Raw genomic sequence first — 20,055 nt, forward strand, 5'->3', positions numbered from 1 at the left:
CACCCTCGCGGGCTTTCCTCCGGGCGCTTCCCTTCGGTCTTGCGTTTCCGACTCTATCAGACCTTTCCGATCCGATTTCCTCGGTGCTTTCCGGGTTCCCGCTTCCGCGTTTCCCTTTCCGGCGATTCCGACTCTATCAGATCCTTTCGGGCCTGATTCCCAGTCAGAGCGGGTTGCCTTCCCGGCCGTTGGGCCGTTCCGACGTCTCAAACCTTAGCGGACTCTCTCCGTGTTCCTCAAATCGAGGGTTGGAATTGAATTCGGGCACGCCGAAATCGTTCCCACTGGGAGGTCGTACTGAGGTTTTGAGTGCCGCAGATGCGGCGGAAGGTGCTGCCGAAGAACCGTTACGGCCCCGTGGCAACCCGAAGAACCTTACGGATCGGGGAGGTGGCTGTCAACACCCCCGCCCAAGATTTTTCAGTCCAGGTCGCTGAGGCGTCCGCCGGCGTCCGGCTGGGCGTGTTCCACCCGGCGCAGGAGGCGGGTGAGGACCTCGCCCAGCGTCGCCCGCTCGTCCGGGTCGAGGTCCTGGAGGAGGTCCTCCTCGAAGACGGTGGCCAGGCGCATCGCCTCGAGCCACTTCTCGCGGCCGGCGGAGGTCAGCTCCACGATCACGCGGACCCGGTTGGTCTCGTCCCGCTCCCGGTCGACCAGCCCCTCGGTGACCATGCGGTCGATCCGGTGGGTCATGGCGGCCGGGGTCAGGCCGAGGCGCTTGGCGAGGTCGCCGGGGCCCATGCGGTACGGGGCGCCCGAGAGGACGAGGGCCTTGAGGACCTCCCAGTCGGCGTTGGTGATGCCGAGCTCGGCGGTCTGGCGGCCGTAGGCGACGTTCATGCGGCGGTTCAGGCGGGACAGCGCGTTGACGATCTTCTCGACCTGGGGGTCGAGGTCCTGGAACTCGCGCTGGTAAGCGGCGATCTGCTCTTCGAGTGTCGGCTCGCCGAGGCCGGAGGTATCGCCCATGTCCGCAGTATGGCACGCCCCTGCTTTGCCTTGAAGTCCTTCACTGTGTAGCCTTTAGCATCGAACTTTAGGTTCTAAGTCTTCACTCCTAACTACTTGCTTGAGAGAGGTGAACGTGACCAGGGCGAGGGGCGCGGCGATGCGCCGGATCCACGTGGGCAACGCACTCAGTGCGTTCGGGCTCGGTTTCACGGTCCCGTACCTGTACGTCTATGTGGCGCAGGTGCGCGGGCTGGGAGCCATGACGGCGGGTCTCGTGCTCGCCGTCTTCGCCGTGGCCGCGCTGATCGTGCTGCCGTTCGCCGGACGGGCGATCGTCCGGCGCGGCCCGCTGCCGGTGCTGCTCGTCGCCCTGGTCACGGCCGCGGTCGGGGCGCTGAGCCTGGGCCTGTCGAGTGGTGCGGCGACCGTGCTGCTGTCGGCGGCGGCGCTGGGCGCCGGGCAGGCGGTGATGCAGCCGGCGCTCGCGACGATGATCGTGGACTGCTCGACCACGGAGACCCGGTCGCGGGCGTTCGCCACGCAGTTCTTCCTGCAGAACCTCGGGCTCGGCGTCGGCGGTCTCATCGGCGGTCACCTCGTGGATCCCACGGAAGCGAGCTCTTTCGTTCTCCTCTTCGCGATCGAGGCGGCGATGTTCCTGCTGCTGGTCGTGGTGATGGCGACGGCGCGGATGCCGCACGCGCCGCGCGTCGGGGGCGCTCCGGCACAGTCGGCCAAGGGCAGCTGGAAGCAGCTGCTGGGCAACCGGGCCATGGTGCAGCTGTGTGTGCTGGGTTTCGTGCTGTTCTTCGCCTGCTACGGACAGTTCGAGTCGGGGCTGAGCGCGTACGGCGTCGAGGCCGCCGGGATCTCCACCTCCGCGCTGGGGACGGCGCTGGCCGCGAACACCCTGATGATCGTGGTCGCGCAGTTCGCGGTGCTGCGGTTCGTCGAGCGGCGCAAGCGCTCGCGCGTGATCGCGTCCGTGGGGCTGATCTGGGCCGTGGCGTGGGCCGTGGCCGGATACGCGGGGCTGGGGAACGGGAGCCAGACGATGGCGACCGCCGCGTTCATCTCGACGTACGCGCTATTCGGGCTCGGTGAGGCGATGCTGTCGCCGACGCTCGCGCCGCTGGTCGCCGATCTCGCGCCGACCGGGATGGCGGGGCAGTACAACTCGGCGTTCGCCCTGGTGAAGCAGCTCGCGCTGGCCGTGGGGCCGGCGGTGGGCGGGCCACTGGGCGCCTCGCTGCACGCGCCGTACGTCGTGGTCTTCCTGCTGTTCTCGCTGGGCATCACGGTGCTGGCGGTGCGGCTCGGGCGGCAGCTCACGGACGTGCAGGACCAGCCGTCGGTGGCGCGGAGCCGTGTGGTGGCGCAGGGCGGCGCGGCAGCGGGACAGGCTCCGGCACACGCCTGATCCACGCGCCCCTGCCCCACCTCCATACGCCCACCCCCGTACGCCCGGCTCCGCTACGAGCCGGGCGTCTTCGGTTGCGTCTTCGGCAGGAGGAACTCGCACCAGACCGCCTTGCCGCCGCCCGGGGTGCGTCTGCTGCCCCAGCCGGAGGCGATCGTCGCGACGATGGCGATGCCCCGGCCGGACTCGTCGCCGGGTTCCGCGCGGCGGCGCCTCGGCAGGTGGTCGTCGCCGTCGGTGACCTCGATGATCAGGCGGCGGTCGGTGCGGCGCAGCCGCAGCCGCATGGGCGGGGTGCCGTGCTGGAGGGAGTTGGCGACCAGTTCACTGGCGGCCAGGACACCCAGGTCGTGCAGCTCGGCGGGAAAGCGCCAGCTGGTCAGCACGCCGGAGGCGAAGGCACGCGCGCGGGGGGCCGCCTCGACCCCGCCGAGCAGTTCCAGCGCGGCGTTGCGGAAGAGCTCGCTCTCCGCGCCCTTGCGGGCGGGGTGCTGGAGGACCAGGACGGCGACGTCGTCGTCGTGGTCCGGGGTGACGCCGGCCGAGCGGACCAGACGGTCGCAGACGACCTGGGGGCTGCCGGAGGCTCCGGCCAGGGCCCTTTCCAGGGCGGCGATGCCCTCGTCCAGGTCCTCGTTCCTCCGCTCGACCAGGCCGTCCGTGTAGAGGACGGCGGTGGAGCCGGGGGTGAGGGGGACGGAGCCGGACGCGTGCATCCAGCCGCCGGTGCCGAGCGGGGGGCCGGTCGGTTCGTCGGCGCGCCGGACGGTGCCGTTCTCATCACGGACCAGGATGGGCAGGTGGCCGGCGGAGGCGTACACCAGGCTGCCCTCGTTGGGGTCGTGGACGGCGTAGGCGCAGGTGGCGATCTGGTTGGCGTCGATCTCCATGGCGAGGCCGTCGAGGAGCTGGAGCACCTCGTGCGGCGGGAGGTCGAGCCGCGCGTAGGCCCGTACGGCCGTACGGAGCTGGCCCATGACCGCCGCCGCGCGCACCCCTCGTCCCATGACGTCGCCGATGACGAGGGCGGTGCGGCCGCCGCCCAGGGTGATCACGTCGTACCAGTCGCCGCCGACGGCGGCCTCGGTGCCGCCGGGGTGGTAGGTGGCGGCGACGCGCAGGTCGTCGGGTTCCTCCAGTTCCTGGGGGAGGAGGGAGCGCTGGAGGGTGACGGCGGTCTCGCGCTGGCGGCGTTCGCTGGCGCGCAGGCGTTCGGCGGCCTCGGCGTGGTCGGTGACGTCGGTGGCGAAGACCAGCACGCCACGGCCCTCGACCTCGGTGACCGGGGTGCAGGTGAAGGTGTAGGAGCGGCCGTCGGGGGCCTTGCGGGACTTCACCGTGCGGGGCTTTCCGCTGCGCAGGACCTGGTCGAGGAGGGGCAGCAGGCCGAGTGCCTCCAGCTCGGGGAGGGCTCCGCGCGCGGGGGCGCCGATCGGGCGGGCGCCGAAGGCCGCCGTGTAGGCGTCGTTGACGTAGGCGATGCGGTGGTCGGGGCCGTGGACCAGGGCGACGAGGGAGGGGACGTGGTCCAGGACCTCGCGTACCTTGAGCTCGTCGACGGCGGGCACGGGCCGTACGTCGGTGAGCTGTTCGGCGCGGGCTCCGGGCACGGAGCCCTCTCCCCGCCGGTCCGGGGAGACCGCCTGCTCGTTCCGCGCTGCGGCGCGGCGCTGCGTTCCGGGGAGCCGGGCGCTCCAGCGCGTGAAGTTCACGAATCCTTGCCTCGTTTAGTTGTCGGCGGCCGGAAACCGGGACCGGCCGGGGCCCCGGGGGCCGCACCGGGGTGGGCGGGGGCCCGCCCGCGGTGGTGGACCAGTCTGGCAGGGTGCCGACCGGGCCGACATCCGTCAGACGCCGGTCCGGCCGCTGGAGTTCCTGGATCCGGTCAGGACGACCCCTTCGGGTTGTGCGGGGGGTCCTGAGAAGGTTTTCCACCGGCCGCCAGTTCGAACTCCGCCCGGGGGTGTTCGAGTGAACCGAGCGAGACGACCTCCCGTTTGAAGAGCCCGGCGAGCGTCCACTCGGCGGCGACCCGCGCCTTGCGGTTAAAGGTCGGGACCCGGCTGAGGTGGTAGGTCCGGTGCATGAACCAGGCGGGGTAGCCCTTGAGCTTGCGCCCGTACACCTGGGCGACGCCCTTGTGCAGCCCGAGGGAGGCCACGGAACCCGCGTACTTGTGGGCGTACGTCTCCAGTGGTTCGCCCCGCAGGGCGTGGACGACGTTGTCCCCGAGGACCCGCGCCTGGCGGAGCGCGTGCTGCGCGTTGGGGGCGCACTCCCGACCCGGCTCCCGCGCGGTGACGTCGGGGACGGCGGCGGCGTCTCCGGCGGCCCACGCGTGCGCGGTCCCGTCCACGGCCAGCTCTGCGGTGCACTTCAGCCGGCCTCGCCCGTTCAGCGGCAGATCGGTGGCGGCGAGGACGGGATGCGGTTTGACGCCGGCGGTCCACACGACCGTACGCGTGGGGAAGCGTGATCCGTCACTGAGCACGGCGACGCGGTCGGCGCAGGACTCCAGCCGCGTCTCCAGGCGTACGTCGATGTTGCGCCGGCGCAGTTCGGTGACGGTGTACCGGCCCATCTCCTCCCCGACCTCGGGCAGGATGCGCCCGGACGCCTCGACGAGGATCCACTTCATGTCCTCGGGGCGGATGTTGTGGTAGTACCGCGCGGCGTAGCGGGCCATGTCCTCCAGCTCGCCGAGCGCCTCGACGCCCGCATAGCCGCCCCCGACGAAGACGAAGGTCAGGGCGGCGTCCCGGAGGGCGGGGTCGCGGGTGGAGGAGGCGATGTCCATCTGTTCGAGGACGTGGTTGCGCAGGCCGATGGCCTCCTCCACGGTCTTGAAGCCGATGGCGTGGTCGGCGAGACCGGGGATGGGCAGGGTGCGCGACACGGAACCGGGCGCGAGGACCAGTTCGTCGTACGCGATCCGCTGCCCTCCGGTGCCCTCCTCGCCGGTGGCGAGGGTGCTGATGGTGGCGGTGCGCTCGGCGTGGTCGATTCGGGTGGCCTCGCCGATGACGACGTGGCACCGGTCGAGGACACGACGCAGCGGTACGACGACGTGGCGAGGGGAGATGGCACCGGCGGCCGCTTCGGGGAGGAAGGGCTGGTACGTCATGTACGGGTCCGGGGAGACGACCGTGATCCCGGCCTCGCCCCGCCCGAGTTCCCGTTTCAGCCTCCGCTGGAGGCGCAGGGCCGTGTACATCCCGACGTAGCCGCCGCCGACAACGAGAATGCGCGCACGTTCCTTCACCATCCCATGACGCACCCGCCGCTTGCGTTTGTCCACAGCCCCGACGAATTGTGTGACCGGAGGGCCCGCGCGCGCCGGGTTGGCCGATTCACCGACCCTGCCGAAATTCCCCCAGCTCAGCAGCGGTGAACCGACCCTCGCTCAGGGGTACATTCAGGACGTATGTGCCCCGTACTCCGATCGGGGGGCGCTCCGTGCGGAACCTGCCTCTTCTGAATTGACTCCCTCTCAACTATGTTCGTCTGTCGACGGGGTGTAGGGGGATGCGCTCATCGGGCTCGCGACGGGCGGGGCCGACAAGCCGGACCTGTTCCACACGCCCCGGACATCAATGGCGGGGAGAAGTCTCCGGGGGGAGACGTCATTACCGGGGGAATACACATGCATGTTCAGAACTCTCATTGGTCTTCCGCTCTCGCGGCCGGCGCGACGATGAGCGCGCCCAAGGGCGGCGGACGCCCGGACGGGGCGCGTACGACACCGCTGCGCGTGGACGCCCAGCGCAATCTGGAGCACGTGCTGCGTGCCGCGCGGGAGGTCTTCGGCGAGCTGGGCTACGGCGCGCCGATGGAGGACGTGGCACGCCGGGCACGGGTCGGCGTGGGCACGGTGTACCGGCGCTTCCCGAGCAAGGACGTCCTGGTGCGTCGGATCGCCGAGGAGGAGACCTCCCGGCTGACCGACCAGGCGCGGGCGGCGCTCGGCCAGGAGGACGAGCCGTGGTCGGCGCTGTCCCGCTTCCTGCGCACGTCGGTCGCGTCCGGCGCGGGGCGGCTGCTGCCGCCGCAGGTGCTGCGGGTGGGTGTGGCGGAGGAGCACGGTCTGCCGGACCACGCGCGGTTGCCGCAGCAGCGGACGCAGGCGGTGGGTGAGCTGCGGCTGGTGCCGGAGGCCGTGGCCGCGGATGGCGACGCGGGGGCGGCGCAGCTACTGGACGTCGTGGGGCAGTTGGTGGACCGGGCGCGGGCCTCGGGTGAGCTCCGGCCGGATGTGTCGGTGTCCGACGTCCTGCTGGTGATCGCGACGGCGGCGCCGTCCCTGCCGGATGCGGCGCAGCAGGCTGCGGCGTCGGCGCGGCTGCTGGACATCCTGCTGGAGGGGTTGCGTTCACGCCCGGCGTAGGGGTGCTTGGCGGTGCCGGTGGGGTTGTGCGGTTCGGTGCTTGCAGGGTGCCTCAGTGTTCTCGTGGGCCCGTGCCGTATGGGTGCCCCGTGTGGGCGTGCACCGGGGGCGGTCTGCACGGCCGCCCTTGCGGGGTGCTCCGCGTTGGTGTGGGCCGGGGGTGATCTGCGCAGCCCGGCGCTTGCGGGGTGCCTCCCCCACTCTCGGCTCCGCTCGAGCGGGAGGTACCCCCACCGCCCACCCGTGCCGCCCTGGGGGTACCTCCCAGGCCCTTAAGGCACTGGGGGAGGCACGACTGCCCGCGGGAACGCGGGGGCGGCGGCACGGCTCACCGCGTGGCACAGATCGCGGATCGCCGATCGCGGGGTGGTTGTCCGCGGTGATGGTGCGTGGGTGTGGCGGTAGGCAGCCGCGTACGGCGGAAAGGGGACGGGGCGGGGGCCGCCCGCAGTGGCTGGCGCGTCCGCGCCGTCCAGCCCTCCGGGGAACCCAATCGCGCCAGTCCGAGGACGGACACCCCCGACGCGGCCCCGCCCCACCCACCCACCGTGGGCGCTACCCAAGCCCCCACTGAACCGAACACTGCGCCGCAGGCACCCCACCCACCGGACCGAACACCACACCGCAGCCGTCCCACCCGCTGGGCCGGATGTTGCGCCGCAGGCAAACCTCAGCGGGTGCCTGCTGTGCCGGCGCCGAGGGCGCCGCGCTGGGGGGCGATGCCGCCCGGGACCGCGCGCTGGCGGGCCGGGGTGCCGGTCCAGCAGGTTCCCCTGCGGGCCAGCAGGCGGCGCAGCCACACCTCCAGGGCGACCAGATCCGCCAGGCCGTCCAACGGCAACGGCTCGCCCTCCGCCGCGCCCCGCAGGGCCTTGCGCACCACCCGCGCCTCGACCAGCCCCGCCTCCGCCAGCAGCGGCGTGTCGAACAGCGCCACCAGCGAGTCCGCCGCCACCCGCAGCCCCGTACGCGCCGCGGCCGCCGGGCCGGCCGCCCCCGGCGCCCCCCAGCCCGCCGGCAACTCCCGTACTCCCGCCCCCTCCAGCACCGACCGCAGGATCGACGCCCGCGCCCCCGGCCGCACCCGCAGCGCCTCCGGCAGCGCCCGGCACGCCCGCACGACCTGGTTGTCGAGGAACGGCGCGTGCAGCCGCTGGGAGCGGATCTCGGCCGCCTGTTCCAGCACCCGCAGATCCGCCGCGTGCCGGGCCAGTGCCGCCCGCGCCCGGAAATCGCCGGGCCGCTGCCCCGGCCCCACCTCGGACCGCCGCGTCGACGCCTGCAGCCGAACCGATACTTCAGCCAGCGCCTCACCCGTCAGCCAGCGCGCTGCCGGCCCGGGCCTCCCCCAGGTCAGCGCGGCCAGCGAGGCATCCGCCGCACCCCCGGGCCCGTCGTCGTCCAGCCGCCGCTGCAACAGCCGCTCCGCGAGCGACTCCAGCCCCGCCCGGTACGGCGTGCGCGCCAGCCGCCGGGCGGCGGCGTACACGCGCGCGGGCACCATCACGGACCCGTCGGCCTTGGCCAGCGCGGCCACCGGCCGCACCAGATGCCGCCGCTTGCGGTCCATCAGCAGATCGGCGAGCCGCGCCGGATGCGCGTCCAGCACCTGCTTCGCCCCGTACCCGGTGAAGTGGTCCGCGCTGCCCGCGGCCAGCCGCGCCCGGTGCCGCGCGGCCGACACCAGCGAGGGTCCGGGCTCGTCCGTCAGCGGCCCGTCCAGATCGACGTACGGAAGTGTCGACTCCGCGCCGGTCACCACCACGTGGTGCAACCGCGGATTGGCGGCCAGCGCCCCCGCCCGCGACAGCTCGTCGTCGTCCCGCGCCCCGCCGGACCCGCCGGCGAGGTCGTTGAAGGTGACGGCCAGCAGCCGCTCCCCCGCCCCCGTCCCGTGCCCCAGCACGGTCCCCGGCATCCCGGGCAGCCCCGCGGCCAGCAGCGCCAGCGCCCCGGACGCCGGTCCGCCGGACAGGTCGGCCCCGATCCCCGGTACGGGCGTGCCCCGGGCCGCCCGCCGCTCGGCGGGCCCCATCCCGGGCACGGGCCCGGGGTCGATACCGGCGCCGGGAACGTGCCGGGGCGCGGCCAGCCGTGTCCGTACGGCCTCGACCAGCGCGTCCCGCACGGCGTCCACCGCGTGGTCGGGGTCGGCGGGCGGCGCGGCGACGGCGAGCGAGGCGACGGGTTCGTACCCGGCGATCTCGCGCGCCCCGGCGCGCAGGATCAGCGCATGCCCCGGCGGAACGCGCTTCACGCCGTCGTACGGGGTGGAGTCGTGGAGCGCGGCCGGCACGTCGGGGACGGCGAGCAGCGCGGCGAGGTGTCCGAAGTCGAGGTTGGCCTCGATGAGGTCGGCGAGCGGCAGCGCGGCGGTCGCGTACGCGGTGCCGCCCGCCCAGGGGGTGTGGAAGACCGGCCGGGCGCCGGCGAGATCGCCGCAGACGGTGACCCGGCGCCCCACCTGCACGACCGCCGTGTAGCTCCCCGGCCAGGCGGTCAGGTGCCGCAGCGCCCCGCCCCGCGCGGCGAACAGCGCGACGCGCAGTTGTTCGTCGGAGGCCCCGCACGTGCCGAGGACGGCGATCCGGGTCTGCTCGTCGGCCGTGACCACCCGCACCTCGTCGGGGCGCCAGTCACCGACCGCCCAGAGCGGGTCGGGGTCGCCCCACAGCGGCTGGGATCCCACGGGGCGCACGGTCTCGCCGTCCACCCCGGTGGCGCCGGCGGAGCCGGCGGGGCCGAAACCCACGGCGCCCGCGGCGGTGCTGCTCCACCCCACCAACCACCGCATCGCCGCCTCCACATGCTGTGGACAACCAGTGCACCGTACGAACCGGTCCCCATGCTGCCATGAAGGAGGCGCTCAGGAGGGGTGCCGGAGCCGTACGCGCTCCGTCGGATGCGCCCCGGCGGAGACACGCGCCCCGCCCCGGACGGGCGCCCGCCACAGAGGGGCCACCGTACCGGCGTTGCGCGGCCGGCCCCGTCATCACGACGTGAATGCGCCCCCGCAGCGCGCCCCTTGAACCCTCAACGCGCCGTCAACTACCAGCATAGAAGCAGTGATACACCCGAGAGAGTGGGGGTTATTTTCAGCCAAATCGGAGCGGTGAGGTCAATCTCGAACACGCTCCGTACAGGCTCTGCGCACCGCTGAGCGGTCGCGCAGTCCGGGAGACGGAACACGTCTCCCGGACCGTTCCGCCACCCGCGGGGATGAAGGCGGCGGTGTCCCCCAGCCCACTGGATCCAGTACAGCGGGCCGACCCACGCACCGACCATGGAACCGCTCCCGCGGTGGCCGGAGAAGAGCGCACGCACGGGCGCACGGCCACACACCGGGAGCACGTCGCAACTGCGCGTATCGGACCCGTACTTCAGTACGGACCACAATCCCGCCATCCGGAAGAATGCCCCTTAACGCTTGGGATGCGGCGAACTACGCTGGGTTTACGAATGCCGCATGGTTATGCCAGCGCGGCAGCCGTCTGTGTCGAGGGGTGGCGCATGTCCAGGGAGCAACGCGGGCCGAACGAAAAACTCGGCGCCGTTCTCGCCCTCGCGGGAATCTCCAACGCGGGCCTCGCACGGCGCGTCAACGACCTTGGCGCCCAGCGAGGACTGACGCTTCGCTACGACAAGACGTCGGTGGCGCGCTGGGTGTCGAAGGGCATGGTGCCGCAGGGCGCCGCTCCGCACCTGATCGCCGCCGCCATCGGCCAGAAGCTGGGCCGTCCGGTGCCGCTCCACGAGATCGGCCTGGCGGACGCGGACCCCGCACCCGAGGTGGGCCTCGCCTTCCCCCGTGACGTCGGACAGGCGGTGCGCTCCGCCACGGAGCTGTACCGGCTGGACCTGGCGGGCCGCAGAGCCGGCTCCGGCGGCATCTGGCAGTCGCTCGCCGGATCGTTCGCGGTGAGCGCGTACGCGACGCCCGCGTCGCGCTGGCTGATAACCCCGGCCGACAGCTCGGTGGCGCGTGAGGCGAACCCGGCCGACGGCTCCGGGGCACCGGCCAAAGTCGGCCACAGCGACGTGCGCAAACTGCGGGAGGCCGCCGAGGACGCCCGGCGCTGGGACTCCAAATACGGCGGGGGGGACTGGCGTTCGTCGATGGTCCCCGAATGCCTGAGGGTCGAGGCGGCCCCGCTGCTGCTCGGCTCCTACTCCGACGACGTCGGCCGCTCCCTCTTCGGCGCGGCGGCCGAACTCACCCGCCTGGCCGGCTGGATGGCCTTCGACACCGGCCAGCAGGAGGCCGCCCAGCGCTACTACATCCAGGCCCTGCGCCTGGCCCGCGCGGCGGCCGACGTCCCGCTGGGCGGTTACGTGCTCGCCTCGATGTCGCTGCAGGCGACCTACCGGGGCTTCGGCGACGAGGGCGTGGACCTCGCCCAGGCCGCCCTGGAGCGCAACCGGGGGCTGGCCACCGCCCGCACCCTGAGCTTCTTCCGCCTCGTCGAGGCACGCGCGCACGCACGCGCGGGGGACGCCCAGGCGGCCGGTGCCGCCCTGAAGGCGGCGGAGAGCTGGCTGGAACGCTCCCGTCCCGGCGACAGCGACCCGACCTGGCTCGGCTTCTACTCCTACGACCGTTTCGCCGCCGACGCCGCGGAGTGCTACCGCGACCTGAAGGCGCCCCGTGAGGTCCGCCGCTTCACCGAGCAGGCGCTCTCCAGTCCCACGGAGGAGTTCGTGCGCTCGCACGGACTGCGGCTGGTCGTCTCGGCGGTCGCCGAACTGGAGTCGGGCAACCTGGACGCGGCCTGTGCGCAGGGCGTCCGCGCGGTGGAGGTCGCGGGCCGCATCTCGTCCGTCCGCACCACCGAGTACGTCAGGGACCTCCTGCACCGTCTGGAGCCCTACGGCGACGAACCCCGCGTGGCCGAACTGCGTGAGCGCGCCCGCCCGCTGCTGATGACGACCGCCTGACCCGATCCGCGCCGAGAACCCGCCTCTCGGGTTTGAAGGCGTTGTCAGTGGCGCAGTGCACTATCGGACGCGGGAGGTGGTGCGGGTGGTGACGGGGCGGTCCTACGACTGCGACGTACTGGTGATCGGCGGCGGGATCGTCGGCCTGTCGACGGCGTACGCGCTCACGCGCGCCGCGCCGGGCACGCGGGTCACGGTGCTGGAGAAGGAGACGGGCCCGGCCCGGCACCAGACGGGCCGCAACAGCGGCGTCATCCACAGCGGCGTCTACTACCGCCCAGGCTCGCTGAAGGCGCGGTACGCGGTGTCGGGCGCCGCGGAGATGGTCAAGTTCTGCGCGGAGTACGACATCCCGCACGCCGTGACGGGCAAGCTGATCGTCGCCACGACCCGGGAGGAGCTGCCCCGGCTGCACGCCCTGGTCCAGCGCGGCCGGGAGAACGGCATCGCGGTCCGCGAGCTGGGCGGCGCGCAGATCGCGGAGTACGAGCCGGAGGTCGACGGCCTGGCGGCCATCCACGTCGGCACCACCGGTGTCTGCGACTTCACCGCGGTGGCCCGCCGGCTCGCTCAGGCGTCGCAGGCGGCGGGCGCGGAGATCCGTTATGGGGCGCGGGTGGTACGCGTCGACCGCCGGCCCGACCGGGGAGTCGCCGTCCTGACGGCCGGCGGCGACGTCGTACGCGGCCGGGTACTGGTGAACTGCGCCGGTCTGCACTGCGACGAGATCGCCCGCCGCACCGGCGACGAGCCCGGCGCCCGGATCGTGCCGTTCCGCGGCGAGTACTACGAGCTGGCCCGGCCGGAACTGGTGCGCGGCCTGGTCTACCCGGTGCCCGACCCGGCGTTCCCCTTCCTCGGCGTCCACCTCACCCGGGGCATCGACGGCGGCGTCCACGTCGGCCCCAACGCGGTACCGGCACTGGCCCGCGAGGGCTACGACTGGCGCACGGTGCGTCCGCGCGAGCTGGGGGCGACCCTGGCCTGGCCGGGCTCCTGGCAGCTGGCCCGCCGCCACTGGCGGTACGGCACCGGCGAACTGCACCGCTCGCTGTCCCGGCAGGCCTTCACCCGGGCCGTGCGCCGGCTGCTGCCCGCGGTGCGGGAGGACGACCTGGTGCCGGCGGCGGCCGGGGTGCGGGCCCAGGCGGTGCTGCGGGACGGCACCCTGGCCGACGACTTCCTGATCCAGGAGACCGCCCGCACGGTCCACGTACTGAACGCCCCCTCCCCGGCGGCGACGGCATCCCTGCCGATCGGCCGCGAGGTCGCCCGACGGGCCCGGGCGGCGCTGGAGACCGCGGGGCGCTGAACCCCGGACGCCCGGTCCGACGCGTCGCTCCCGCGCACGGGACCACGGTGGCGACCGGGGACGGGCCCGCACCGTCCTGCCCGGGTGAACGGGGCACCGCCGAGTACACAGCCCCGACCCGTGACCTGCCGCGCAGCCATGACCGGCCCCGTGAGGACCTCCCCGGATTCCGTTCCGGGGCTCCGTGCGCGGGCCCCGTAAAATCGGAGGCACTGTGTCTGACACCGTTAACGCTTCCGAAGCCCTTCGTCCCGCCCCCGGCCAGGACTCGCCGCACCCGCCCGGGGTGTCCGTCCGGCACACCCGGCCCAAGGGGGAGCCCCGGTTTCCCGACGGGCCGAAGGCCGATCCCGCCGGGTCGCACTTCGAGCGGCGGATCCGGAGCTTCCAGCCGCGGCGCAGCCGGGTGACCGCCGGGCAGGCGGACGCCCTGCGGCGGCTGTGGCCCGCCTGGGGCTTCGACATCGACGGCAGCCGGCGGCTCGACCTCGCGGAGTTCTTCGGCAACGACCACCCCGTCGTCCTGGAGATCGGCTTCGGCATGGGCGAGGCCACCGCGCGGATGGCCGCCGCCGACCCGGCCACCAACATCCTCGCCGTGGACGTCCACACCCCCGGCCAGGGCAATCTGCTCAACCTCGCCGACCAGTCGGGGCTGACCAACGTACGGGTCGGCAACGGTGACGCGATCATCCTGCTGCGCGAGATGCTCGCCCCCGGCTCCCTCGGCGGGCTGCGCGTCTACTTCCCCGACCCCTGGCCGAAGAAGCGGCACCACAAGCGGCGGCTGATCCAGCCGGAGTTCCTCGACCTCGCCGCGACCCGGCTGGCGCCGGGGGCGGTGCTGCACTGCGCCACCGACTGGGAGCCGTACGCGGAGCAGATGCTCCAGGTGCTCACCGCACACCCCTGCTTCGAGAACACGCGGCCGGACGGCGGTTTCGCGCCGCGTCCCGCCTTCCGGCCGCTCACCCGTTTCGAGACGCAGGGACTGGAGAAGGGTCATGTCGTGAACGACGTGCTCTTCCGCCGCGTACCGCAGGACGAGCAGGCGGCAGACCGAGCCTGACACAGCCCCGCCTCGTGAGGGTCGATCCCGTGGCCATCAGTCCCCCGTACCCGACGCCTCCCGGCGCCGCCCCCGGCGGAGCGCCGCGGCACGCGCACTGGTGGCAGCGGCCCTGGGTGCGGTACGGCGCGCTGATCACGCTGCTCGCCCTGTCCGGTCTTGTCATCCTGGCGCTGGTGCGCGAGCAGACCGGGACGCGGGGGTTCCTGGTCGGGCTCGGCCTCGCCGTGCTGCCCGTGCCGCTGCTCGTCGCCGCCTTCCGGTGGCTGGACCGGGTCGAGCCGGGACCCTGGCGGAACCTGCTGTTCTCCTTCGCCTGGGGTGCCTGCGCGGCGGCGCTGATCGCGATCGTCGCGAACAGCTTCGCCACCCGGTGGATAGCGACGGCGACCGCCGACCCGACCGGCGCCGACACCCTCGGCTCGACCGTCATAGCGCCGGTGGTGGAGGAGTCCGCGAAGGCCGCGGCCGTCCTGCTGGTGTTCCTGTTCCGCAGACGCGACTTCACCGGGCTCCTCGACGGCGTGGTGATAGCCGGGGTCACCGCCACCGGCTTCGCGTTCACCGAGAACATCCTCTACCTCGGCACCGCCTTCGGCACCGACCGGCTCACCGGCGACAGCGGCATCGCCTCGGTCACCGCGGCGACCTTCTTCGTCCGCATCGTGATGTCGCCGTTCGCGCACCCCCTGTTCACCGTGCTCACCGGGATCGGCTTCGGCGTCGCCGCGCTGTCCGCGGAGCGGCAGCGGGTCCGGCGTGTGCTGCCACCGCTCGGCGGGCTGCTCCTCGCGATGGGCGTGCACGCCCTGTGGAACGGCTCCTCGACGCTCGGCCAGTACGGCTTCCTCGCGGTGTACGCGGCGTTCATGGTGCCGGTGTTCGGGCTGCTGACCTGGCTGGTGGTGTGGACGCGGCAGCGGGAGCTGCGGACCGTACGGGAGGAGCTGCCCGCGTACGTGGCCGCCGGGTGGCTCCACACGGCGGAGCCGTTCGCGCTGGGCTCGATGCGGGCGCGGCGCGTCGCCCGGCAGTACGCGCGCCGTCACGGCGGGAGGGCGGCGGCGCGGTCGGTCGCCGCGTACGAGGCGTACGCGACGTCGCTGGCGTTCCTGCGGCACCGGGGGCGGCTCGGGCGGGCGGGGACGGACTTCGTCACGCGGGAACGCGAGCTGCTGCTGGAGCTGTGGCACCGGCGGTCAGCGGCCCGGCCGGCCCTGGAGCACGCGGCCCGCGCGACCGCGCCCCGGGTTCCGGTCGTCGCGGCACCGTGGGCGGGGTACGGCGCATACGGCGCATACGGCGGCTACGGGCATCCCCCGCACGGACAGCCGCCGTACGGGTACCCGTACGGCCCGTACGGCCCGTACGACCCGAACGCCCACCGGCCCTGACGGGCCCGTACCGCCCGCGGAAACACCTGACCGGCAGCCCTGACGTCGGGGGGTCGTCGTCGGGACTGCCGGGGTTCAGGACGTGAGGGTCCGCTCGCTCAGACGGTGAGGCCCTTGCTCTGCAGCCAGGCCAGCGGGTCGATGCCCGAGGCGGAGCCGTCGGGGTGGACCTCCATGTGGAGGTGGGCGCCGGTGACGTTGCCGGTGGCGCCGACGCGGCCGATCACATCGCCGGTGTTGACCTTCTGGCCGACGCTGACGCTGATGGAGGACTGGTGGGCGTACCAGATCTCGGTGCCGTCGTCGAGCGTGAGCACGGTCTTGTAGCCGTAGGAGCCGTCGTAGCCGGCGGAGGTGATCGTGCCGGTGTGGACGGCCTTGAGCAGCGTGCCCGTGGGCGCGGCGAAGTCGAGGCCGGTGTGGTGGCCGGAGGACCAGTAGGCGCCGGCCTGACCGAAGGTCGAGGAGATGGTGTACGAGGAGGTCGGCAGCGTGTACTGCTTGGCCAGCTCGGCGAGGCGCTCGGCCTCGGCCTTCTTCTTGGCCTCCTCCTCCGCCTTCTTCTTGGCGGCCTCGGCCTTGGCCTTGGCCTCCTTCTCCGCCTTGGCGGCGGCCTCGGCGGCCTGCTTCTCGGCGGCGGCGACGGCCTCGGCGGCGGCCTTGGTCTCGGCCTGGCTCTGCTGCTGCTCGACCTGGGCCATGATCCGGGTGCGCAGCGCCTCACCGGCGCCGGCGGTGCCCTGCTCGGTGTCGGCGGCGGTCATGCCGAGGGTGCTGAGGGGGGTGGACGATCCCTGGGGGGTTTCCTCGTCGGAGATGAGGGAACCCACGTTGGGGAGGTCGGGCATGGAGATCGAGACCGGCGGCTTGCCGGTCTGGGCGCTGGCCATGCCGCCGGCGCCGACGGCGGCGATGACGCCGACGCCCAGGACGGTGGAGCTGCGGGCGAGTCCCCCGCCGCGCTGCTTGGAGACACGATGCCGGCCCCGTACGGGGCGGAGGGAATCCGCGGTGGGGTTCCACTCCTCGAAGGGGCCCTCGTCGGCGCGGCCGGCGCCGTAGGCGACGGTGTCGCTCGGCTTGAACGGGGCCTCGGGGGCAGGCGGGTTGGACGCCACGTGGGCGCGCTCCTTTCCTTCCGTCTTCGCCTACCGGGTTAGCTGACGGGTTCGGAGCGGGAAGGTCTCCTACGCGCGTATACGAGCCGTGTCGCCACGGCGGTATTCACGCGATTCACCCCATGGTGGTGGTTCCCCGGTTCCCTTGCGGGATTCGGCGCGTGCGCACGGAGCCGCCTTCTGTGACGGCTGGGACGACCGCGCTGCGTTATCGAACGTTAATAGACGTGAGGGCCGGATTCCAAGCCGTTCCTCTTGATCGTTAACGATTTCCGGGGGGACTTAAGCGCCATGGAGGGTCAAAAACGGGCGAGTTGACCGCGCCTCAGGCCGTCTCGAGTGGCGGGTGGTTTCTGACCGTACGTCAGTTGTTATGCGCTGTGGGGTGGGTCGCTCACGCTGAGTGAGAGGGGCGGAAGGGAACGGAAAACACCGAGGGCCGGAATCCTCTGGATTCCGGCCCTCGACCTTCAGTAGCGGGGACAGGATTTGAACCTGCGACCTCTGGGTTATGAGCCCAGCGAGCTACCGAGCTGCTCCACCCCGCGTCGTTGAGACCAGTGTACGCCATCCGTGGGGCATGGCGCACACCCATGATCGACGGCCCGGTCTCAGCGGCCGAGCAGATGGCCGTTGGGCGCCTTGGCGCGGTCCTCGTGCTCCGGCAGGACGACGACGGTGGCGCCCCCGGCGGCCAGCACACCGCTGCCGTCGGCGCCCGCCACGAACGTGTCCGGCTCGCGCCAGGCCGTGACCACCCGCCGCACCCCCGCGTCCAGGACCAGCCGGGCACAGGGCGCGGGCCGGGACGCGCGGCGGGCGCAGGGCTCCAGGCTGGAGTACACGGTGGCGGTGACGAGCCGGGGGTCCGTGGGGTCGACCTTGGCGAGCGCGGCCTCCTCCGCGTGCACCACCGGGTCGGTGCCCTCCCGGGAGTGGCCGCGCGCCAGCTCCGTACCGTCGGCGGCCACCACGACCGCGCCCACGCTGAACGCCGTCTGCGAGGGCGGGCACCCGGCGGCCAGCTCGCAGGCGAGGGCCAGCCAGTGGTGGTCGGCGGCGGAGGGCAGCGGGCCGGTGCCGGGGGCGGTGGGCTCGTAGCGGATCAGGACGACGTCGCCGACCGGGCGGGTCTCGACCGTCCGCAGCCGGCCGCCCTGGTAGGAGCCGGGGCCGAAGAGACGGGGGGCGTCGGGGTCGCCGACGAACAGCGGCGCGAGGACCAGTTGGAGCTCGTCGGCCAGCCTCTCGGTGAGGAGCTGCGTGTGGACCGTGCCGCCGCCCTCGACCATGAGCCGCCGCACCCCGCGCTCGGCGTGCAGGTGCTCCAGCAGCAGCCGCCAGTCGAGCTCGGCGCCGAGCGGGACGACGTCGGCGGCGAGACCGAGGGCGTGGGCGCGCTCGGCGCCCCGTTCGGTCGTGTAGAGGACCTTCTCGCCGCCGGTGTGCCAGAACCGGGCCGCCGGGTCCAGGTCCCCGGAGCCGCTGACGGTGACCTTGAGCGGGTACTCGGCCCGGCCCGCGGCGAGGCGGGCGGCGCGCCGCTCGGGCGAGTTGACCAGCAGCCGGGGGTTGTCGGCGCGGATCGTGCCGGCGCCGACCAGGATGGCGTCCACGGACGCCCGTACCTCGTCGACCCGGTCGAAGTCGGCCGGGGACGACAGCAGCAGCCGCTCGGGGCCGGTGTCGTCCAGGTAGCCGTCGAGGGAGACGGCGGCGGACAGCAGGACGTACGGGTGCGGCATCGGCGTACTCCGGGTGGGGCGGGTGCGGGGGTCCAGTCTGCCGGTCAGGGCTCGGTCGGCCCCACGCGGATGACGTACCGGGTGGGTTCCGGGCGGTCCCCCGGGCCGGGTCCGGCCGGCGGGCCGGCGCGGCGCCGGCCGGGTCCGCGACGAGCACGACGGCGTTCAGCGGGACGATCCGCCGGAGCAGGGGCACCTCGTACCGCCTCCTCGCCGTGGGCTTCCGGTGCGGGGAGCCGACGGCCCGCGGACCGGGGGCGCGGCGCGGGCCGTCCTGTCCAGCGTGTGCGCAGGGCGGGCTTCCGCGCCATCGGTGGCAGTCCCCATCTTCCCCCGGGACCACGGCCGGCGGGGCGGCCCGCGTACGCGGTGGCCCCCAGGGCGGATGGGGCCCGCGACGGATGGCCTCGGGCGGTGGCGGCGGGTGACGCTGGAGTCTGCCGTACCGGACGGGTGACGACGTCGGTACAAGGGCAAACTCCCTTGTACCGGGCCGAGTTCGCGACAGGACGACGGTTCATCCTCGTACGCCCCGGCGTCGCGGAGCGATGGCCGCCGGTGGTGTCACCGGACGGCCGCCCCCTGGGAAGGAGGAGCCGTGCCCCAGTCCGACGACGAGCGCCTGGTCGACCTCGCGGCCCGTCTCGAACACGAGGATCCCCGTTTCGTCCGCTCACTCTCCGAGGGCCGTCCGGCCCGCCCCCGCGAGTACCGGCGCACGGGTGCCTGGTGCGCGCTGGCCGTCGGGGTGACCATGCTCGCCGCGGGCATCGTCGTCCCCGACGGCCTCCTCATCGCGGCGGGCCTGGTCCTCACCGGGATCGCCGTGCAGCTCCTCGACCCGAACCGGGACGGGCGTCCCGTGAAATGACGCGGCGCTCGGGCCGGCCGAAGCCGGTCCGAGCGCCGCGCAGCAGGTCAGAGGCGGTGTGCCCCTCCTGCGGGAGGTAGGCCCTGTGGGACTCGAACCCACAACCAATGGATTAAAAGTCCACTGCTCTGCCAATTGAGCTAAGGGCCCCTGGCGATGTTGCCTCCCCGAGCATAGCCGGAGGTGGCCGGGACTCCGATCGGGTATCGCGGGACGTGTCCCGCGCGGAACGCGGGAGGGCCCGCACGACGGGTGTCGTGCGGGCCCTCCCGGCCGGCTCGGTGAGCCTGCGTCAGCCGTTGCGCTTCCAGCGCGGCTTGTCCTCGCGGCGGCCGAAGGATCCGCCACCGCGGTGGTCGTCACGACGGCCGTACGGGCGGTCGTGGGAGCCGGAGTGGAAACCGGGGCGGTCACCCTGGCGGTCGCGGTTGAACGGACGGTCACTGCCGGGGCGGTCGCCCTGCCGGTCACGGTTGAACGGACGGTCGCTGCCGCGGTGGCCGCCGCGGTCGTCACGGCGGAAGCCGCCGCGGTCGCCGCCACGGTCACCGCGGTCGCGGTTGAAGCCGCCGCGGTCGTCACGACGCTCGAAGGAACGCCCACCACGGTCGTCACGACGGTCGTCACGACGGAAACCGGGACGGTCGCCGCCGCGGTCGCGGTTGAAGCCGCCACGGTCGTCGCGACGCTCGAAGGAACGCCCACCACGGTCGTCCCGGCGGTCGTCACGACGGAAACCGGGACGGTCGCCGCCACGGTCACCGCGGTCGTCACGGCGGAAGCCGCCGCGGTCGCCGCCACGGTCACCGCGGTCGCGGTTGAAGCCGCCGCGGTCGTCACGACGCTCGAAGGAACG

Annotated in this window: 13 protein-coding genes, 2 tRNA genes, 1 pseudogene and 1 riboswitch; of the genes and pseudogenes, 7 read left to right on the forward strand and 9 right to left on the reverse strand. The window is 73.3% G+C overall.

Features of this window, described 5'->3' with window-relative positions; genetic code table 11:
- Nucleotides 1-420 precede the first annotated feature (420 nt).
- Entirely contained in the window at nucleotides 421-969 is a 549-nt protein-coding gene (locus tag ACF1DX_RS34740; RefSeq protein ID WP_085570785.1) for a MarR family winged helix-turn-helix transcriptional regulator, read from the reverse strand.
- A gap of 139 nt (nucleotides 970-1,108) precedes the next feature.
- Here ACF1DX_RS34740 and ACF1DX_RS34745 point away from each other — a divergent pair, with 139 nt between their 5' ends.
- Nucleotides 1,109-2,371, forward strand: coding sequence for an MFS transporter (locus ACF1DX_RS34745; protein ID WP_391795232.1), 1,263 nt, complete (start codon nucleotides 1,109-1,111; stop codon nucleotides 2,369-2,371).
- 53 nt (nucleotides 2,372-2,424) lie between these two features.
- On the opposite strand, the gene ACF1DX_RS34750 is transcribed toward ACF1DX_RS34745, so the two are convergent.
- Entirely contained in the window at nucleotides 2,425-4,083 is a 1,659-nt protein-coding gene (locus tag ACF1DX_RS34750; RefSeq protein WP_391795155.1) for a SpoIIE family protein phosphatase, read from the reverse strand.
- A 173-nt stretch (nucleotides 4,084-4,256) separates the two neighbouring features.
- Nucleotides 4,257-5,636, reverse strand: coding sequence for an NAD(P)/FAD-dependent oxidoreductase (locus ACF1DX_RS34755; protein WP_391795156.1), 1,380 nt, complete (start codon nucleotides 5,634-5,636; stop codon nucleotides 4,257-4,259).
- A gap of 378 nt (nucleotides 5,637-6,014) precedes the next feature.
- Between ACF1DX_RS34755 and ACF1DX_RS34760 the strand changes: the two genes are divergently transcribed.
- Nucleotides 6,015-6,755: a TetR/AcrR family transcriptional regulator gene (locus tag ACF1DX_RS34760; RefSeq protein ID WP_391795157.1), complete on the forward strand. Its 741-nt coding sequence runs from the start codon at nucleotides 6,015-6,017 to the stop codon at nucleotides 6,753-6,755.
- A 670-nt stretch (nucleotides 6,756-7,425) separates the two neighbouring features.
- On the opposite strand, the gene ACF1DX_RS34765 is transcribed toward ACF1DX_RS34760, so the two are convergent.
- The gene (locus ACF1DX_RS34765; RefSeq protein WP_391795158.1) at nucleotides 7,426-9,549 is read right to left on the reverse strand and encodes an asparagine synthase-related protein; all 2,124 of its coding nucleotides are present in this window, start codon (nucleotides 9,547-9,549) and stop codon (nucleotides 7,426-7,428) included.
- Between the two features lie 716 nt (nucleotides 9,550-10,265).
- Between ACF1DX_RS34765 and ACF1DX_RS34770 the strand changes: the two genes are divergently transcribed.
- The 4 genes from ACF1DX_RS34770 (at nucleotide 10,266) to ACF1DX_RS34785 (ending at nucleotide 15,465) form a co-directional block, all read left to right on the forward strand.
- Nucleotides 10,266-11,690 carry an MFS transporter gene (locus tag ACF1DX_RS34770; protein WP_391795159.1) on the forward strand — a complete coding sequence of 475 codons (1,425 nt, stop codon included), beginning with the start codon at nucleotides 10,266-10,268 and terminating at the stop codon, nucleotides 11,688-11,690.
- Between the two features lie 55 nt (nucleotides 11,691-11,745).
- Entirely contained in the window at nucleotides 11,746-13,002 is a 1,257-nt protein-coding gene (gene lhgO, locus ACF1DX_RS34775; RefSeq protein ID WP_391795160.1) for an L-2-hydroxyglutarate oxidase, read from the forward strand.
- Nucleotides 13,003-13,216: 214 nt separating this feature from the next.
- Entirely contained in the window at nucleotides 13,217-14,071 is an 855-nt protein-coding gene (gene trmB / locus ACF1DX_RS34780; RefSeq protein WP_391795161.1) for a tRNA (guanosine(46)-N7)-methyltransferase TrmB, read from the forward strand.
- Between the two features lie 29 nt (nucleotides 14,072-14,100).
- Entirely contained in the window at nucleotides 14,101-15,465 is a 1,365-nt protein-coding gene (locus ACF1DX_RS34785) for a PrsW family intramembrane metalloprotease (protein WP_391795162.1), read from the forward strand.
- Between the two features lie 98 nt (nucleotides 15,466-15,563).
- On the opposite strand, the gene ACF1DX_RS34790 is transcribed toward ACF1DX_RS34785, so the two are convergent.
- The 3 genes from ACF1DX_RS34790 to ACF1DX_RS34800 form a co-directional block, all read right to left on the reverse strand.
- Nucleotides 15,564-16,583, reverse strand: coding sequence for a M23 family metallopeptidase (locus ACF1DX_RS34790; protein ID WP_391795163.1), 1,020 nt, complete (start codon nucleotides 16,581-16,583; stop codon nucleotides 15,564-15,566).
- A 12-nt stretch (nucleotides 16,584-16,595) separates the two neighbouring features.
- Nucleotides 16,596-16,753, reverse strand: a riboswitch (cyclic di-AMP (ydaO/yuaA leader).
- A 304-nt stretch (nucleotides 16,754-17,057) separates the two neighbouring features.
- A tRNA-Met gene (locus tag ACF1DX_RS34795) sits at nucleotides 17,058-17,131 on the reverse strand.
- Between the two features lie 63 nt (nucleotides 17,132-17,194).
- Nucleotides 17,195-18,328, reverse strand: coding sequence for a dihydrofolate reductase family protein (locus ACF1DX_RS34800; protein ID WP_391795164.1), 1,134 nt, complete (start codon nucleotides 18,326-18,328; stop codon nucleotides 17,195-17,197).
- 598 nt (nucleotides 18,329-18,926) lie between these two features.
- Here ACF1DX_RS34800 and ACF1DX_RS34805 point away from each other — a divergent pair.
- On the forward strand, nucleotides 18,927-19,199 hold the full coding sequence (locus ACF1DX_RS34805) for a DUF3040 domain-containing protein (RefSeq protein WP_391795165.1): 273 nt from the start codon (nucleotides 18,927-18,929) through the stop codon (nucleotides 19,197-19,199).
- Between the two features lie 77 nt (nucleotides 19,200-19,276).
- On the opposite strand, the gene ACF1DX_RS34810 is transcribed toward ACF1DX_RS34805, so the two are convergent.
- Both ACF1DX_RS34810 and ACF1DX_RS34815 read right to left on the reverse strand, forming a co-directional pair.
- Nucleotides 19,277-19,349 (reverse strand) — tRNA-Lys (locus ACF1DX_RS34810).
- 142 nt (nucleotides 19,350-19,491) lie between these two features.
- Nucleotides 19,492-20,055: pseudogene (locus ACF1DX_RS34815) on the reverse strand (RNA helicase); the annotation flags it as partial.

Origin of the sequence: Streptomyces sp. NPDC014676, from assembly GCF_043084105.1 — a bacterium.
Lineage (GTDB): Bacteria > Actinomycetota > Actinomycetes > Streptomycetales > Streptomycetaceae > Streptomyces.

Excerpts from the sequence above, each read along its gene's own strand:
- ACF1DX_RS34755 (WP_391795156.1), bottom strand. The coding sequence starts at position 5,636 with ATGGTGAAGGAACGTGCGCGCATTCTCGTTGTCGGCGGCGGCTACGTC.
- ACF1DX_RS34765 (WP_391795158.1), bottom strand. The coding sequence starts at position 9,549 with ATGCGGTGGTTGGTGGGGTGGAGCAGCACCGCCGCGGGCGCCGTGGGT.
- ACF1DX_RS34800 (WP_391795164.1), bottom strand. The coding sequence starts at position 18,328 with ATGCCGCACCCGTACGTCCTGCTGTCCGCCGCCGTCTCCCTCGACGGC.
- ACF1DX_RS34760 (WP_391795157.1), top strand. The coding sequence starts at position 6,015 with ATGCATGTTCAGAACTCTCATTGGTCTTCCGCTCTCGCGGCCGGCGCG.
- ACF1DX_RS34740 (WP_085570785.1), bottom strand. The coding sequence starts at position 969 with ATGGGCGATACCTCCGGCCTCGGCGAGCCGACACTCGAAGAGCAGATC.
- ACF1DX_RS34745 (WP_391795232.1), top strand. The coding sequence starts at position 1,109 with ATGCGCCGGATCCACGTGGGCAACGCACTCAGTGCGTTCGGGCTCGGT.
- ACF1DX_RS34770 (WP_391795159.1), top strand. The coding sequence starts at position 10,266 with ATGTCCAGGGAGCAACGCGGGCCGAACGAAAAACTCGGCGCCGTTCTC.